Genomic DNA, 16,111 nt, shown 5'->3' with positions numbered 1-16,111 from the left:
GCTTCTGCAAGAATAGCACAGGCAGACACCTGCACGATGGCAGATGTCCGGAGCGCGGCAGGCTAGAGAATGCCTTTCAGCGCAACATGATATAGCAGCATGATGGTCTTCCCGTCGACAATCTTGCCCGTTTCAATACCGCGTAAGGCCTCATCAAGCGTCATCTCCAGCACGTCGATATCTTCTCCTTCCGCCTTGATCCCGCCACCTGCGCCGGTTTTGTCTTTCGGCTGGTACTCAGCAAGATAGAAATAGAGCTTTTCCGTAACGGAGCCCGGGCTCATATAGGCTTCAAAGATTTTCTGCACGCTTGAAACGTGGAATCCCGTCTCTTCTTCCGCTTCTGCTTTTATGCGGCTTTCGGGGTCCATGTTGTCCAGCAGCCCCGCAGCGGCTTCAATTAAATCGTCCTCATGCCCGTTGATAAAGACGGGGAAGCGGAACTGGCGAGTCAGGATAACCGTCTGTTTATCACGGTTGTAGAGCAGAATCGTCGCGCCGTTCCCACGATCGTAGACTTCCCGGTGCTGACGCTGCCATTCACCGTCACGTCGCTGCTGGTCGAAGGTGTATTTTTTCAGGACATACCAGTTATCTGACAGGATTTCACTGTCAATGATGCGTACATCTGCACGTTTTGATTGCACGTTTGTTCCTCCTTACGTAGAGTGATTATCATAAACAGCATTTTCGTGCATTTTCAAGATAAAACATGCAACATCAGGAATTATGATGCTTACCAGTCAGCGAAAACAATTGATCCTCGAAAAGCTCAGCGCCGAAGGTCAGGTCCAGTCAAAAGCGCTCAGCATTCTCTTCGATGTCTCTGAAGACACCATTCGGCGTGACCTGCGCGAACTGGCGGCAGAAGGGCGTTTGCAGCGCGTTCACGGTGGGGCGCTGCCGTCGTCTTCCGCGATTGTGCCTTTTGCGGAACGTCAGTCCGTTAAAATGGATGCGAAAAAAAAGGTGGCGCAGAAGGGCGCGCAGCTGATCTCTTCGGGCCAGGTGGTGATTGTTGACGGAGGAACGACGACCTCGGAGCTGATTACCTTCTTGCCGCCCGATCTGCGTATCACCGTGGTGACGCACAGCCCGAGCATCGCCCTGGGGCTTGTTAATCATCCATCTATAGAGGTGATTCTGATCGGCGGTCGCTTGTACAAACACTCGATTGTCGCCGTCGGCGCGGCGGCCATCGAAGGCATCGAAAATATTCATGCAGACCTGTTCTTTATGGGCGTGACCGGGATCCATCCGGAAGCTGGACTGACGACCGGCGATTTCGAAGAGGCGTGCATCAAACGTGCATTTTCCGGCAGAGCCGCGGAGACGGTAGTTCTGGCTTCGACGGAAAAGATTAACACCGCGTCTTCGTTTGTGATTGGCGATGTGTCCCTGGCGAATACCATTGTTGTCGAAGACGATACCGATCGTAGCTGGGTGAATGCGCTATCGGAAAAAGGGGTATCGGTCGTGCTGGCTAACGCATGAGCCAGCCAGATAACTGACCGGCACGGGCTACATAACCGATCGCTTTCGTCCAACGAAGGTCCAGCGCAGGTAATCGTATAGCCAGTTGTACAGCATCGTGTATGGCAGGAAAAAGAACACAAGACCAATCTCAACAAAAAACGCTTCGGTGAGGGTTAAATCCAGCATAAACATAGCCACAGGGATTAAGGTGACGATAAGTCCTGTTTCAAAGCCAACCGCATGGATAGCTCGCACGAGAAATGTACGTTGAAAGCGGTGTTTTTTCTGCAGGGAGTCAAAGAGTTTGTTGAAGACAAAATTCCAGGCGGTGGCGGTAAGTGCAGATATCACAGATAACGAGCCAGACTGCAGTACCGAAACGTTCATCAACCATGCCAGTGACAATGCGATGATAACATTGGCCGTTACTTCAAAAATGACAGCATGGAAAATTCGCTCTCTAAAACTTTTATCTAATTCAATTTCCATAGGTTTACAGCGGGGGCGTGAAAAGGTTGAAGTATACCAGACGCCGTTAAACTCCGTTTAAACATGCAGCTCCTTGACCAGGGCAATCATAAACTGACAAGCACAGATTTCCTCTGGATTTACGCTGGTGCGCATAATGTATATTATGTTAAATTCAATCCGTCGATCATTTAGTTCATAACCGGCCAATCAATACGATTTATCATACTCTTACCTATCCCTCTAAATGCGCTTTTTCACCATGGATGAACTGGATCGGGCGCGGAGAAATTTCCTTAATATAGGTCATGAGCGGGAAATTCATGAAGGACATCGGCGTTGTCACGGACCATGAGTTATCAGAGTTGACGGCTCGTGGATGATAGCCGCGTTTGGTCATGTAATAGTCCTCATAGTCCACGAGGAACTGTGCTTCACCGCCCTTCAGTTTATTCTTCTCTTACCTGCCTTTACCCACCTCAGACCCGATGAACATTGGATCGCCAAGTTAACGCTGCTATTATCTAAGTCTTAACGTTCGAATCATAAATTTCTTCAATAAATTCCCTGCTAATTAATAGTCCTCACGGAATGAAGGAGCTTCCTCGATGAACTTACCCGGTCAGCAGTCGCCTGACAGTACCCTTCCCTCATATGATCTCTCGCGCAGCCTTGGCCTACAGGCCGGTGCTGATATCGATTTTAAAAAGCTGGCCGCGCAGCTCGACTGCACGCGTAATTTTTACAATGTCGGCATCATTTTTGATGATGGCAAGCAACGCTGGCTGGTTCGCCCGTCTCGCCGCATTGCAGATGTGAATCAAAGCACCGTTAGCCATGTAGTAATAAGCAAAATTCCGAATGCGAAGGAAATCAGTGCAGAAAAAGCTGTGGTTGCGACTCTGACAACTCCGTCACTTGCTACGGAAATTACCTCGACTGGTTTTGCCTGTGGCGCGATGATTGTTACGCTTGTCATGGCGTTTGGTGCCGGTGCGGCAGTACCGTTTACTGCTGGCGGGTCTGGTGTGATTGCGGCGATTAGCCTATCCGGTACGCTGGCAACGGGAGCACAATGCATGATTGGCGCTGGCCGTCTGCTGGCTATCCATAACGACCATGGTTCCGATGTTGCATGGCTTGATAGCCAGGACTGGTACGTTGCCACCACGACAGTTCTGGATGTCATTTCGCTTGCTGCGGCAGGAACCGCGCTAAGAGGGACTTTAGAAACGTACAAGCTGATGAAAGCGGCGTCTTCAAGTAAAGTTACCGCTTGGTTCCAGAGCCTGAGCCGTGCCGAGCGTAAGCGCATCACAGAAGAGATAATTAAAGCGCAGAATCCAGGTATCTCCAGTGCCGGGGTAAAGGCAGCGATCCGCGCAGGTGTTTATCCGAAACGTTTCCCAAGCGAATCGTTACAAAAATCACTGCAGCGCGAGCTGATGAGTGCGGTCAACAACGCATCGGCCTTTGTGGGGAGCTCACTCACTGGGACTATCCGCAATCCACAAAATGCCGTCCAGTCAGGACGGTATGTGGTTGGTGTGCTGCAATCATTTTTACCTAACTGAACGCTGAGTATTCAAATGCTTAAAGTTTTAACTCGTCGCCTGCAACACTGTAACGAGGTGGCCACCGGCATAAACCATGCCTCCCCGACGCAGTTGCAACAGCTAAAGACTCAGTTGGCTGAAGAAATGGGCAAACCTGTGGGTCTACACACTATGGGCATTCCGGCAGCAATCAGTACGCTCGGTGTGATTGTCAGTTTCGCGATTCCGCAACTGTGGCTGGGGTATGGCGTACTCGCTGCACTCGGCCAGCCGGCCGAACGCGTATTCGTGTGGGTTGTGCTGATAGCCCTATTGTTCGCAGGCATCAACGGCGTGACGATGTTTATGATTGGCAAAGGCAGCATGCGCGCCGTGCGGTTACACCTTACGCTGGCGGTGATAAGCCTGGTATTAACGGCAGCCTATCTGCTGGTCGCGCTGAGCGGTAGCGCTGCTCAGGGCGTCAGTCTGACCGCGGCGCTAGTGAGTACTGTCATGCTGGGGCTTAGCGGCAGCTGTATCCTCTCTACCGCTTTCTATAAGATGCTGCTGTTTACTCTGCATAATCGTGCCTGGCGCAGGCTTCTCAGCCAGACGCGCTAAGACTTCACCTCGTAAAAAAACCGCCGCGACCGGCGGTTTTTTTTATGCCTTCCTATGCCTGCGCAACCAGATTAACTTATACGCCGCAGGAATAATAAACAGCGACAACAGCGGCGCGGTGATCATCCCGCCGATCATGGGCGCCGCTATCCGGCTCATGACTTCAGACCCAGCCCCGGTCCCCCACAGAATGGGCAGCAGACCGGCAATAATCACCGCGACGGTCATTGCCTTTGGCCGCACGCGCAACACGGCGCCATGATAAAGGGCCTCATCAAGCCCCTGCTCGGTAAACGTTTCCCGATGGGATAACGCCGGATGCGCTTCAATGGCATGACGTAAATACATCAGCATCACCACGCCAAACTCCGCCGCGACCCCGGCCAGGGCGATAAAGCCCGTGCCGGTTGCCACAGACATATGGAAGCCCTGCCAGTAGAGGAACCATATCCCGCCTACCAGGGCGAAAGGCAGGCTCATCAGGATCAGGAACGCTTCATCCACGCGACGGAACGCCAGGTACAGCAGAATGAAGATGATCATCACCGTCATCGGCACCATCAGCTTCAGTTTTTTGTTCGCGTGCTCGAGCAGTTCAAACTGCCCGGAGAATGACACGCTGGTACCTGGCCGCAGCTTCACGTGCTGACCGATGGCCGTCTTAATGTCATTCACCACCGATACCATATCCCTGCCCCGCGCATCGATGTAAATCCAGCTGGCGGGTCGGGCATTTTCCGTTTTCAGCATCGTGGGGCCGGAAACAACCTTAATATCAGCCACATCCCCCAGCGTGATCTGCTGTTTCATCGGCGTCAGGAGCGGCATCTGCTTCAACGCGCTCGGGCTATTCCGGTAGTCCTGGGGATAACGAAGAGTAATCGGGTATCGGGCGACGCCTTCCACCGTTTCACCCACCGTCGCCCCGCCGATGGCCGAGGAGACGAACAGCTGCACGTCGCCCACCGTCATCCCGTAGCGGGACGCTTTTTCCCGGTTTATATCCACATCAATGTAGCGCCCGCCCTCCAGGCGTTCAGCCAGGGCCGACACCACGCCCGGCACCGTTTTGGCGATCGCTTCAATGCTCTGCGCCGTGGCGTCGATATCAGCGAGAACGGTACCGGACACCTTGATACCGATGGGGCTTTTTATACCGGTTGAGAGCATATCAATGCGGTTGCGGATGGGCGGTACCCAAAGGTTAGCCAGACCGGGCAAACGAACGGTTTTGTCCAGCTCGTCAATAATCTTGTCAATCGTCATGCCGGGCCGCCACTGGTCCTCGGGTTTAAGCTGAATAGTGGTTTCCACCATTTCGAGCGGCGCGGAATCCGTTGCCGTTTCGGCCTTACCGGTCTTGCCGAAAACAGACGCCACCTCAGGCACGGTTTTGATGAGCTTGTCCGTGGTCTGCAGGAGCGCCGCCGCCTCTGCCGGAGAGACGCCGGGAAGCGTGGACGGCATATACAGCAGATCGCCTTCGTTGATCTTCGGCAGAAACTCGCCGCCCACCTGGCTCAGGGGCCAGATCACCGTGAAAATGGACAGGGCCGCAACCACCAGGGTTGTTTTTGGCCAGTGGAGCACCTTAATCAGTAGCGGATGATAGGCGTTAATCAGCAGTCTGTTCAACGGGTTACTGTTCTCGGCGGGGATTTTACCCCGGATCCAGAACCCCATCAGAATCGGAATGACGATAATGGCCAGCGCGGCCGCGCCCGCCATGGCGTACGTTTTTGTGAAGGCCAGCGGGCCAAACAGCCGCCCCTCCTGCCCCTCGAGAGTAAAAATCGGAATAAACGACAAGGTGATGATCAGCAGGCTGATAAACAGCGCCGGGCCAACCTCCACAGAGGCATTGGTGATGACCTCCCAACGCGTTGAGTGATCAATCTGCTCACCCGGATGCTGATGATCCCACTCTTCCAGCCGCTTGTGCGCGTTTTCAATCATGACGATGGCGGCATCCACCATCGCGCCGACGGCGATGGCAATGCCTCCCAGCGACATTATGTTGGCGTTCAGCCCCTGGAAGTGCATGATGATAAAGGCAATACACAGGCCAAGCGGCAGAGAGATAATCGCCACCAGCGCGGAGCGGACGTGCCAGAGGAACAGCGCGCAGACGATGGCCACCACGAAAAACTCTTCGAGAAGCTTGCCGCTCAGGTTATCGATGGCCCGGTCGATGAGCTGACTGCGATCGTAGGTCGTGACAATCTCAACGCCTTCCGGCAGGCTGGCCTTCAGCGTCTCCAGCTTATCCTTCACCGCGGCAATGACCTCGCGCGCGTTTTTGCCTGAACGCAGGATCACCACGCCACCCGCCACTTCACCCTGCCCGTTCAGCTCGGCAATCCCGCGGCGCATTTCCGGCCCCGTTTGCACGCGGGCAACATCGCGCAGGTAAATGGGTACGCCGTTCTCGCCGGTTTTCAGAACGATGTTTTTGAAATCATCTATTGTCTGCAGATAGCCGCTGGCGCGGACCATATACTCCGCTTCCGCCATTTCAACTGACGATCCCCCTGCTTCCTGATTAGACGCTTCAAGGGCCTGCTTAACCTCCGGCAGGCTGACGCCATACTGCGCCAGTTTTAACGGTTCGATCTGAATCTGATACTGTTTCACCACGCCGCCGACCGACGCCACCTCGGCGACGTTCGGGATAGTTTTCAGCTCAAATTTCAGGAACCAGTCCTGCAACGAGCGCAGCTCGGCGAGATCGTGCTTTCCGCTGCGATCCACCAGCGCATACTCAAATATCCAGCCCACGCCCGTGGCGTCAGGGCCAATTTCGACGCTCACGCCGGCAGGCAGTTTGCCCTGAACCTGATTCAGGTACTCCAGCACGCGCGAACGGGCCCAGTACAGATCGGTACCATCTTCAAAAATGACGTACACGTACGAATCACCAAACTGCGAAAAACCGCGCACGGTCTTTGCGCCGGGAACCGAGAGCATGGTGGTGGTAAGCGGATAGGTCACCTGGTTTTCAACAATCTGCGGGGCCTGGCCGGGATAGCGGGTTTTGATAATCACCTGAACGTCAGACAGATCGGGCAAGGCATCGACCGGGGTGTTGATGATGGTCCATGTCCCCCAGACGCTGAGGAACAGCGCCCCCATCATGACCAGGAAACGGTTGGCGACAGACCGCCGGATAATCCATTCAATCATCATCGTCTCCTTAATGGCCAGCATGCGCGTCGTGAGCGGTTTCAGCCTGACGCATGCGCTCCAGCGCGCCGGTGATATTGGCCTCCGAGTCAATCAGGAACAGACCGCTGACCACCACCGACTCCCCTTCCTTCAGGCCAGAACCGATGCCGGACTGCTGCTGAGATTCATGCAGAACGTGGATCCTTTTCGGCACAAAATTCCCGTCCGCATCAACGGTAATAACGCGCTGTTCCTTGCCGGTGTCGATAACGGCCTGGGAGGGGATCAGCAGCATCTCCTGACTTTGGGTATTAAGATTCAGGTACGCATTCATGCCCGGTTTCAGCAGCTCATCCTTATTAGAGACCTGCAGGCGAACCTGCAGCGTACGGGTTGCGGGATCCGCGCTCGGCAGAAGATTCCATTTTTCCACCGGGAAGGATTTATCCGGATAAGCCGGTATCGAAACGGTAAACTGCGAGGTATCTTTCAGCAGATAAGCAATCGATTCAGGCACTGCCGCGCCGATCCAGACCGGATCCACCCCCTGAATTTGCGCCACTACCTTATCTTTCGAAATATTCATACCGGTACGCAGGTCAAAGGCCGTAATCACCCCGTCAATAGGCGCTCTGAGGGTGAACCGGGTCTGGATCGTGCGGGTCGCACGCAGCCTCTGAATATCGTCATCCGGCATCCCCGCCAGCCGAAGCCGTTCCAGAACGCCTTTAATTTGCGTTGGCGTTCCGCCGGTGCCGGACAGCAGCAGAAATTCGCTCTGCGCCTCGACCCAATCCGGGATCGTGATATCAACAAGCGGCGTGCCTTTCTTCACCTTATCGCCCGTCGTCAGCGGGTACACTTTCTCCACGAACCCGTCCGCGCGCGCCTGAACAATGACAAACTGATAGTCGTTATAGCTAACGTTGGCCGGGATCGTCTGAGCATAATTCAGCGTGCCGCGCGTGACTTTCTGCGTTTTTAATCCTAAATTCTGGACCTGCGTCGGATCGATACGAATACCGCTACTGCTTTTATCGTCATTCTCGTCCGCATATTTCGGCACCAGATCCATATCCATAAACGGTGATTTACCGGGTTTATCGAATTTAACGTCGGGTTTCATCGGGTCATACCAGAAAAGCACCGTTCTTTCTGCAACGCTATTTACGGCGTTTTCCGATGAATGAAGCGCCTGCCAGGCCGTCACCGAGATCAGTCCTCCCGCAATAAGGCTGCTGACCATTACGGCAGCATATTTTATTTTTAAAGAGGCCATGCCGCTTCTCGCTATTTAATGCTCTTGAGTAAAGAGAGATTGCCCTGCTGAACAAACGAAAAATTCACGCGGTTGCCGACCTTTAAGGCATTGATACTCTCGTCAGCCTGAATAAAGGTGAAGCGCATGGTCATTGCGGGCCAGCCAATTTCCGGGATGGCTTCATGAGAGATCGTGACCTTTTTATTCGTGAGATCAACTGCTTTCACCACCCCCGTGGCGTTGATAATGTGCTCTGAAGTCATGTCGCTGGCGGCATTCATATCTTCGTGCTGATGAACCTCGGCCTGAAGGCCGACAGAAAACACAAGGGAGATTGCACCGACTACAACGGCCTTAAGTGAATTGCGCATGTTTATTTTCCTGTTCAATTAAATAACGTTATTCGACCCAACCGCCGCCGAGCGCGGTGAAAAGATTAATTTCATTCACCTGGCGGGCATAAATAAGGTCGAGAATAGTTTGCTGCGTGGAGAAAAGAGCGCGTTCCGCGTCTAATACTTCGATATAGCTGACGGCGCCGTTGGAATATAACCCTCTGGCCCGCTGCAGGGTGATGCGTAGCGAATCAAGATACCGCTGTTGCGCAGCAAGCTGCTGGTTAATGCTCTCCCGCAACGCGAGCGCGTCAGCAACCTGTTTGAAGGCGGACTGAATTTTTTGTTCGTAATTCACAATCGACTGCTGCTGGCGAATTTCAGCCAGCTTCAGGTTGGCTTTATTTCTGCCTGCATTAAAAATGGGGATATCAATTTTAGGGATAAAATTCCACATCCCACTGCCCGTCGTGAAGAGGCTGGACAATTCCATACTGCCCGTTGAAAGCCCGCTGGTCAGGGAAATGGACGGGAAAAAGGCCGCGCGCGCCGCGCCGATATTCGCATCTGCCGCTTTAAGCTGATACTCCGCCTCCATGATATCCGGACGCTGCAGCAGTATCGCGGAGGAAAGCTGAGGCGGTAGTTTTACCGGCGCAACGTCGCTGGCGTTCATGCCGCCGTCACCCGGCAACGCGCGATACGTCCCCAGCACCCGCTGTAGCGCATTATTGGCCTGCGCCAGCTCCCCCTCTCGTTTGGCAATCTCTGCCTGCGTGCTTTCGATCTGTCCCCGGGCCTGCTCGAGCGCCAGGACGTTCGTGCTGCCCGTCACCAGCTGCTGCTCAACGAACGCATAAGACTGCCGATAGTTTTTCAGCGTATCCCGCGCAATACGCAGCTGTTTATACGCCAGCTGCTGGTTGAAATAGCTCTGGGACACGTTAGAGACGAGCAGGATATGCACCGCGCGACGGGCCTCTTCGCTGGCAAAATAGTTTTGTCTGTCGGCCTCGCTCATGTTCTTCAGCTTGCCGAAGAAATCGAGCTCATAGCTCAGCGCAAGACCCACGTCGTACTGGCGTGACGTCGGCTTGTCACTCTTCAACCCGCCGCTGTACGTGATGCCCGCTGATCCATTCAGCTGAGGATAGCGATCCGCATCCGTTACGTTGAACTGCGCCCGGGCTTCTTCAACCTTCAGGGCGGCCATTTTGATATCGCGGTTATTTCTCAGGGCTTCCGTAATCAACCGGGCGACCTGAGGGTCAACGAAGAAGCTGCGCCAGCCGGTGTCCTGATACCCGGACTGCGCGGACGTCAGGCCGTTACGCGAGAGAGAAAACTGCTGGGGCACCGGCGGCGCCGGGCGCGGGTAGTCAGGGGCCAGCGAGACGCAGCCTGCCAGGATAAAGACCGTACCGATGCTGAGTCGTTTTAACGGGAACATAATGGTTCAAATAGAGTCCTGAATAATTTTAGGGCTACTCTACTGAACGCATCCTGTTTGACGGGTGACAGGATAATGACAATGTTGTCATTTATGGCGTAAGTCATTGTTAACGGTCGCAGGCTCACTAGAATGTCGTCAGCAGCCGGCCAGGGGATGAAGATGAAAATACTGATCGTTGAAGACGAAATGAAAACCGGGGAGTACCTCAGCAAAGGGCTGACTGAAGCGGGGTTTGTTGTGGACCACGCTGACAACGGCCTGAACGGCTACCATCTCGCCATGACGGCGGAATACGATCTGCTGATTCTCGATATCATGCTGCCCGACGTGAACGGCTGGGATATTGTCCGCATGCTCCGCTCTGCCGGAAAAGGAATGCCCATTCTGCTGCTCACGGCGCTGGGTACGATCGAGCACCGTGTTAAAGGGCTTGAGCTGGGGGCGGATGACTATCTGATTAAGCCTTTCGCTTTTGCTGAGCTGCTCGCCCGGGTGAGGACGCTGTTACGACGCGGAAACACGGTGATCGCGGAAAGCCAGCTTCAGGCGGCAGACCTGACGGTTGACCTCGTGTCGAGAAAGGTCAGCCGGGCCGGAAGCCGCATTGTGCTCACCAGCAAGGAGTTCAGCCTGCTGGAGTTCTTTCTTCGTCATCAGGGAGAGGTCCTTCCCCGCTCCCTGATTGCCTCCCAGGTGTGGGACATGAACTTTGACAGCGACACGAACGCGATTGACGTGGCGGTAAAGCGCCTTCGCGCGAAAATCGATAATGACTTTGAAACGAAGCTGATCCAGACGGTGCGCGGCGTGGGCTATATGCTGGAGGTACCGGATGCGCGTTAAGCCCCTCCGACGCCCTTTCTCTCTTGCGCTGCGGCTGACCTTTTTTATCAGTCTTTCCACCATACTGGCCTTCTTCGCCTTTACCTGGTTTATGCTCCATTCCGTTGAAAAGCACTTCGCCGAGCAGGATATCAGCGACCTCAAGCAAATCAGCAGCGCGATGCACCGCATCCTGCACTCGCCGGTCGATCCCGACCAAAAGAAAATCACTAAGATCAAAGAGTCGATCGCCAGCTACCGCAACGTGGCCGTCCTGCTGTTAGATCCGCAGGGAAATACCCTGTTCAGTTCGGCACAGGGGGCGGCACTGCGCCCTGCGATGACCGCAGCGGGCTTTAGCGAACACCGCGGCGCACAGGATGTGTTTCTCTGGACGGTTGAACACGCGCCCACCAACCCGCACGCAGGGTCAGACATGAACATGAAAAGGGAAACGTACCGGATCGTCGCCTCTGCTGGCACGGCGACGCTGCAGGGCAAAACCCAGGACTACGTGATGCTGATCGGGCTGTCGATTAATTTTCATCTCCACTATCTGGAAGCGCTGAAGAAGAATCTTCTGCTTATTGCCGCGGCGATCAGCCTGCTGATTATTGTTGTTATTCGCATCGCGGTGCGCCAGGGGCACCTGCCCCTGCGTAACGTCAGCAACGCCATTAAAAATATCACCTCAGAGAATCTGGACGCGCGCCTGGAGCCGTCCCGCGTCCCCGTTGAGCTGGAACAGCTTGTTGTCTCCTTTAACCAGATGATCGAAAAGATTGAAGATGTCTTTACCCGTCAGGCAAATTTTTCCGCCGATATCGCGCATGAAATCAGAACGCCCATCACCAACCTGGTAACGCAAACGGAAATCGCCCTGAGCCAGCACCGCTCGCAGAAAGAGCTGGAAGATGTGCTTTACTCCAGCCTTGAAGAGTACAACCGGATGACCCGCATGGTCAGCGACATGCTTTTTCTGGCGCAGGCGGATAACAATCAGCTGATCCCTGACCGGGTGATGTTTGATTTAAGTGCCGAGGTGATGAAAGTCTTCGATTTCTTCGAAGCCTGGGCGGAAGAACGCAGCATCACGCTGAAATTTAACGGGATGCCCTGCCTGATAGAGGGCGATCCGCAGATGTTCAGAAGGGCAATAAGCAATCTGTTATCCAATGCCCTTCGCTATACGCCGGGAGGTAAAACGGTAACGGTCGCAATCAGAACACGGGATGACGCCGTTGAGCTGGTGACAGAAAACCCCGGCACGCCGATCCCGCAGGAGCATCTGCCAAAGCTGTTTGACCGTTTCTATCGCGTCGATCCGTCCAGGCAGCGCAAAGGGGAAGGCAGCGGGATCGGGCTTGCCATCGTGAAGTCCATCGTCACCGCGCATCATGGAAAAGTCCGCGTGGAATCGGATGCGGTATCCACTCGCTTCATTCTCATCATCCCGGGAAAGGTCACCTGAGCGCTCAGCGCACGGAGCGGCACACCTCCAGAACCGTCTCTCTGAGCCACCGGTGCGCCGGGTCCTTCTCCATGCGCGGATGCCACATCTGTGACACCGTGATGGCTCGGGTTTTAAACGGCAGCTCAAAGACGTGCACGCGATCGTTCATCGGCTGATTGAGCAGGTACAGCGCGGGCACCATGGCAATCAGGTCGGAAGCCAGCGCCACGGATAGCGCCGTCGGAAAGCCGGGCACTACGCTGGCGATCTTGCGCGTCATTCCCCGTTCCGCCAGCGCCTCGTCGGCAAAGCCGTGTAAGGCGCCGTCCGGCGAGGCCACCACATGCCCCCACGCGACATAATCGTCAAGTGTGACATCCGGCTGTAATGACAGCGGATGCCCCTTGCGCACCGCGCCAACAAACCGATCCTGGAAAAGCCGCTGCAGCCGTATTTCAGGCCCCATGTTGCTCTGCACGCCAATCTCCAGGTCGACAAGCCCCTCCCGCAAATAGCGTGACGTTTTTTCCGGTTTTGGCGCGAAGCGGATGCATACCCCGGGCGCAGCGCTCGCCACCGCGGCAATGAGCAGCGGCCCAAAGGCCACCACAAAACCGTCGTTGGCACGGATGGTAAACAGCCGTTCGAGGCTTTCCACCTTCAGCGCGTCGGTGGAGGGCTGCAGCACCGCCCTCGCCTCGTGCACGGCGCTTCTGGCGCGGTCCCGGGTCGCTTCGGCCCACGGCGTCAACACCATATGACGCCCGGCCCGCACCAGGATCGGATCGCCGGTTACCTCCCGCAGCCTGCTCAGGGTGCGGCTCATGGCAGAGGTGCTCAGGCTCAAACGTCGCGCCGCGCCCGCCACGCTGGCTTCCGCCAGCAAAACGTCGAGCGCAACCAGCAGGTTAAAATCAGGATCGGACATGATAAATCTCCAGATGAGGCGTTACGTGCAACGTTTAAGTGCAAATGCTGCGTCTTCCGCCCTGTATAGCGCATGATTATAGTTTCGTCATCACGATTCTTATTCGGAGTAACGACGATGACGATCTTCTCAAACCAGCCCGGCGATGAGGGTTTACCCGGGCACGAACGCGCCCGGGTCCTGGCCGCCGTCATGACCACCACGCTGATGGGCGTCTTTGACGGCACCATGATCAACATCGCGCTCCCCTCTATGGCAAGGGCGATGCAGGTCCCCGCGAACGTTGCGGTCTGGTTCGCCAACGGCTATCTGCTGTCAGCGGCAATGACGCTCGCCATCTTTGCTGCGCTGGCGGCGCGCGTGGGCTATCGCCCGGTGTTTCTTGCAGGGCTTGCCACCTTTACGCTTACCTCGCTCGGCTGCGCGCTGGCAACAACGCCGGAAACGTTAATCGGGATGCGCATTCTGCAGGGCATCGGCGGCGCGGCTACCCTGAGCATCGCCCCGGCGATCCTGCGATCCGTTTTTCCGGGTCGACTGCTTGGCCGCATTCTGGGGCTGCACGCCCTGCTTATCGCCTCCAGCACGGCGATTGCTCCGGTGCTCGGCGGAACAATACTCGACGCGCTGAGCTGGCAGTGGCTGTTCGCCATTAACCTTATTCCGGGCAGCATCGCCCTGCTGCTGGCATGGCGCGCTTTGCCCCGGCGATCCGCCATTGACCGTTCCCCGTTTGATGCGCCGGGCGCCGTGTTCTCCGCCGCCCTGTTAGGTTCGGCGATCGTGCTGGCCGACAGCCTTCGGCGGGTAACGCAAGGCATCACCCCGGCGGTCACCGGCTGGGGGCTTCTCGCGCTGGTCAGCGCCCTCGCCTTTATCTGGAGCATTCGGCGCGCGCAACATCCCATACTGCCACCCGTCATGTTTAAAAACGTCCGCTTCACTCTCGCCGCGCTGACCTCGCTGGCCTCGTTTGTGAGTCAGGGGATCGCCTTTGTCGCGCTGCCGTTCCTGTTTCAGAGCGTGTATGGCTACAGCCCGGTTGTGTCTTCGCTGCTGTTCACCCCGTGGCCGATTGGCATCGTGCTGATCGCCCCGCACGCGGGGCGCTGGGCGGATATAATCTCCGCGCCGCTGATCTCGACCCTCGGGTTGATTGTTTTTGTCGCCGGGCTGGTCCTGCTGGCAACGCTGCCGGACAGCCCTTCCACCTGGAATATCTGCCTGCGCAGCCTGGTCTGCGGGATGGGGTTTGGCTGTTTCCAGAGCCCCAATAACCGGGAGATGCTCGCTAACGTAGCGCGGGAACATGCCAGCTATGCCTCTGGCGTGTTGTCGATTGTGAGGACATTCGGCCAGTGTCTCGGCGCTGCTACGGTGGGGGTTCTGCTTGCGACAACCGGATCAGACCATGACCGGGCCGTGCATCTGGCGCTGTGGATTGCGGTGATGGCCTCAACGGGATCGGTATTGTTTAGCCTGAGCAGGCTGCGCCCGGCGGCGCTGCGCTTGCACGGGCCTACAAGCTAATTTCAGAATGTAGGCCGGGTAAGCGCAGCGCCACCCGGCAAGAAAGACGGCGCGTTTGTTTACTCCAGCGCCAGCAGCGCAAAGCTCGCCAGCCAGTGTCCGCCGCTGTAGTGGCTACCGACCACATGCTCTACGCTGGCGGCCAGATGTTTTGCCACCGCCTCGTGCAGTGCCGGTTGCGCCGGATGTTTTGCGGGAAGCGCTCTGGCAATATGCTTCATGCACCATGCGCGGCTCAGGTTTAACCCGTCGAGATGGGCAATTTTCGGGTCGGTACGATCGCTCACTTCCGCCGGGTTCATCAGCGCCGCAACGGAACCCACCTCCGGCAGGAACGCGTCAAACCAGGCCGGAAAGTCTTCATACACCTTGCTCATCAGCAGCGCCTCCGTCAGCGCGCCGGAAATATACTCGTCTCCGCCGGGTTCGTAGTGTGCCGGATAGCGCGTGTCGGCGAGATAAAAGCAATCCGCCGCCGTCAGTATCGCCTGCTCAAGCGCGCTATCTTCTACGGCCCGGGCGTAATCGATCGCCAGCGCGAGGGCAAACGCGGTGTTGTAGTGCGTCCCGACGCGGATCGGATAGGTAAGCTTGCCGAGGTAATCCACCAGCCGGTTGCGAATGTCCTGGGTTAACGGCTCAAGCGTCCGGTACCAGCCCGCGGCCTGCGGCAGCGACGACTGTTTCAGCTCCTGGGCCAGCGCCAGCAGCCAGCCGTAGCCGTACGGGCGCTCAAACGAGGCGCGGAACGGCGCGGTGAAATAGGCCAGTTCCTTCGCCACGTTATCTGCCGTCAGGTGCTCGTCGACAAGCGCGACGATCGCGTCGCGGCTCGGCAGTTCCGGGTACAGGCGCACGCAGCGCAGCAGCAGCCAGTAGCCGTGCACCGCCGAGTGCCAGTCGAAGCAGCCATAGAATATCGGGTGCAGTTCACGAGGCGGCAGAACGTCGCCATCATCATTCAGCAGGTGCATGATGTGGTTCGGGTATTCCTGGCGCAGATAGGTCAAAGGCATGCGGGCAAACGCGTCGGCCTGATGTTGCGTTAATTCCATAACAGC

At 56.2% G+C, this 16,111-nt stretch carries 14 protein-coding genes and 1 pseudogene; 6 read left to right on the top strand and 9 right to left on the bottom strand.

Translation table 11 applies throughout. The features are described from left to right. Positions 1-62: 62 nt before the first annotated feature. Entirely contained in the window at positions 63-647 is a 585-nt protein-coding gene (locus ACJBF3_RS03180) for an NUDIX domain-containing protein (protein WP_045326266.1), read from the bottom strand. An 85-nt stretch (positions 648-732) separates the two neighbouring features. On the opposite strand from ACJBF3_RS03180, the gene ACJBF3_RS03175 reads away from it, so the two are divergent. Further along, positions 733-1,494: a DeoR/GlpR family DNA-binding transcription regulator gene (locus ACJBF3_RS03175; RefSeq protein ID WP_045326267.1), complete on the top strand. Its 762-nt coding sequence runs from the start codon at positions 733-735 to the stop codon at positions 1,492-1,494. A gap of 27 nt (positions 1,495-1,521) precedes the next feature. Here ACJBF3_RS03175 and ACJBF3_RS03170 read toward each other — a convergent pair whose 3' ends face one another. Together ACJBF3_RS03170 and ACJBF3_RS03165 are read right to left on the bottom strand one after the other, a co-directional pair. Continuing rightward, positions 1,522-1,965 carry a PACE efflux transporter gene (locus ACJBF3_RS03170; RefSeq protein ID WP_045326268.1) on the bottom strand — a complete coding sequence of 148 codons (444 nt, stop codon included), beginning with the start codon at positions 1,963-1,965 and terminating at the stop codon, positions 1,522-1,524. A 226-nt stretch (positions 1,966-2,191) separates the two neighbouring features. Next, positions 2,192-2,398 (bottom strand): annotated as a pseudogene (locus ACJBF3_RS03165) (alpha/beta hydrolase); the annotation flags it as partial. Positions 2,399-2,552: 154 nt separating this feature from the next. Between ACJBF3_RS03165 and ACJBF3_RS03160 the strand changes: the two are divergent. After that, positions 2,553-3,518: a hypothetical protein gene (locus ACJBF3_RS03160; protein WP_045326341.1), complete on the top strand. Its 966-nt coding sequence runs from the start codon at positions 2,553-2,555 to the stop codon at positions 3,516-3,518. Positions 3,519-3,656: 138 nt separating this feature from the next. Continuing rightward, positions 3,657-4,103, top strand: coding sequence for a hypothetical protein (locus tag ACJBF3_RS03155; protein WP_227658513.1), 447 nt, complete (start codon positions 3,657-3,659; stop codon positions 4,101-4,103). A 42-nt stretch (positions 4,104-4,145) separates the two neighbouring features. Here the strand turns inward: ACJBF3_RS03155 and silA are convergent, their stop codons facing one another. From silA to ACJBF3_RS03135, 4 genes are read right to left on the bottom strand one after another with little or no spacing between them, the layout of a single operon-like run. After that, entirely contained in the window at positions 4,146-7,286 is a 3,141-nt protein-coding gene (silA, locus tag ACJBF3_RS03150) for a Cu(+)/Ag(+) efflux RND transporter permease subunit SilA (RefSeq protein ID WP_045326620.1), read from the bottom strand. A gap of 10 nt (positions 7,287-7,296) precedes the next feature. Then, entirely contained in the window at positions 7,297-8,547 is a 1,251-nt protein-coding gene (locus ACJBF3_RS03145) for an efflux RND transporter periplasmic adaptor subunit (protein WP_045326344.1), read from the bottom strand. Positions 8,548-8,558: 11 nt separating this feature from the next. Then, positions 8,559-8,900 carry a cation efflux system protein CusF gene (cusF, locus tag ACJBF3_RS03140; protein WP_045326345.1) on the bottom strand — a complete coding sequence of 114 codons (342 nt, stop codon included), beginning with the start codon at positions 8,898-8,900 and terminating at the stop codon, positions 8,559-8,561. Between the two features lie 28 nt (positions 8,901-8,928). Beyond that, complete coding sequence (locus ACJBF3_RS03135) at positions 8,929-10,314, bottom strand: efflux transporter outer membrane subunit (RefSeq protein ID WP_045326347.1); 1,386 nt, start codon at positions 10,312-10,314, stop codon at positions 8,929-8,931. A gap of 162 nt (positions 10,315-10,476) precedes the next feature. Here ACJBF3_RS03135 and ACJBF3_RS03130 point away from each other — a divergent pair, with 162 nt between their 5' ends. Both ACJBF3_RS03130 and ACJBF3_RS03125 read left to right on the top strand, forming a co-directional pair. After that, complete coding sequence (locus tag ACJBF3_RS03130) at positions 10,477-11,160, top strand: copper/silver response regulator transcription factor (RefSeq protein WP_045326350.1); 684 nt, start codon at positions 10,477-10,479, stop codon at positions 11,158-11,160. After that, complete coding sequence (locus ACJBF3_RS03125) at positions 11,150-12,610, top strand: Cu(+)/Ag(+) sensor histidine kinase (RefSeq protein WP_045326352.1); 1,461 nt, start codon at positions 11,150-11,152, stop codon at positions 12,608-12,610. Before ACJBF3_RS03130 ends, ACJBF3_RS03125 begins: the two co-directional genes overlap by 11 nt. A gap of 4 nt (positions 12,611-12,614) precedes the next feature. Here the strand turns inward: ACJBF3_RS03125 and ACJBF3_RS03120 are convergent, their stop codons facing one another. Continuing rightward, positions 12,615-13,520 carry a LysR family transcriptional regulator gene (locus tag ACJBF3_RS03120; RefSeq protein WP_045326354.1) on the bottom strand — a complete coding sequence of 302 codons (906 nt, stop codon included), beginning with the start codon at positions 13,518-13,520 and terminating at the stop codon, positions 12,615-12,617. Between the two features lie 117 nt (positions 13,521-13,637). Here ACJBF3_RS03120 and ACJBF3_RS03115 point away from each other — a divergent pair, with 117 nt between their 5' ends. Continuing rightward, on the top strand, positions 13,638-15,050 hold the full coding sequence (locus ACJBF3_RS03115; RefSeq protein WP_045326356.1) for an MFS transporter: 1,413 nt from the start codon (positions 13,638-13,640) through the stop codon (positions 15,048-15,050). Between the two features lie 59 nt (positions 15,051-15,109). Here ACJBF3_RS03115 and ACJBF3_RS03110 read toward each other — a convergent pair whose 3' ends face one another. Then, the gene (locus tag ACJBF3_RS03110; RefSeq protein ID WP_045326357.1) at positions 15,110-16,105 is read right to left on the bottom strand and encodes a DUF2891 domain-containing protein; all 996 of its coding nucleotides are present in this window, start codon (positions 16,103-16,105) and stop codon (positions 15,110-15,112) included. Positions 16,106-16,111 lie beyond the last annotated feature (6 nt).

The sequence above is a fragment of the Enterobacter sp. PP-008-ECC_S150 genome (assembly GCF_045257065.1).
In the GTDB taxonomy this organism is placed as follows: domain Bacteria; phylum Pseudomonadota; class Gammaproteobacteria; order Enterobacterales; family Enterobacteriaceae; genus Enterobacter; species Enterobacter chengduensis.
Note: the sequence above shows the minus strand (reverse complement) of the source record. Positions and strands in the feature narration are given on the sequence as shown.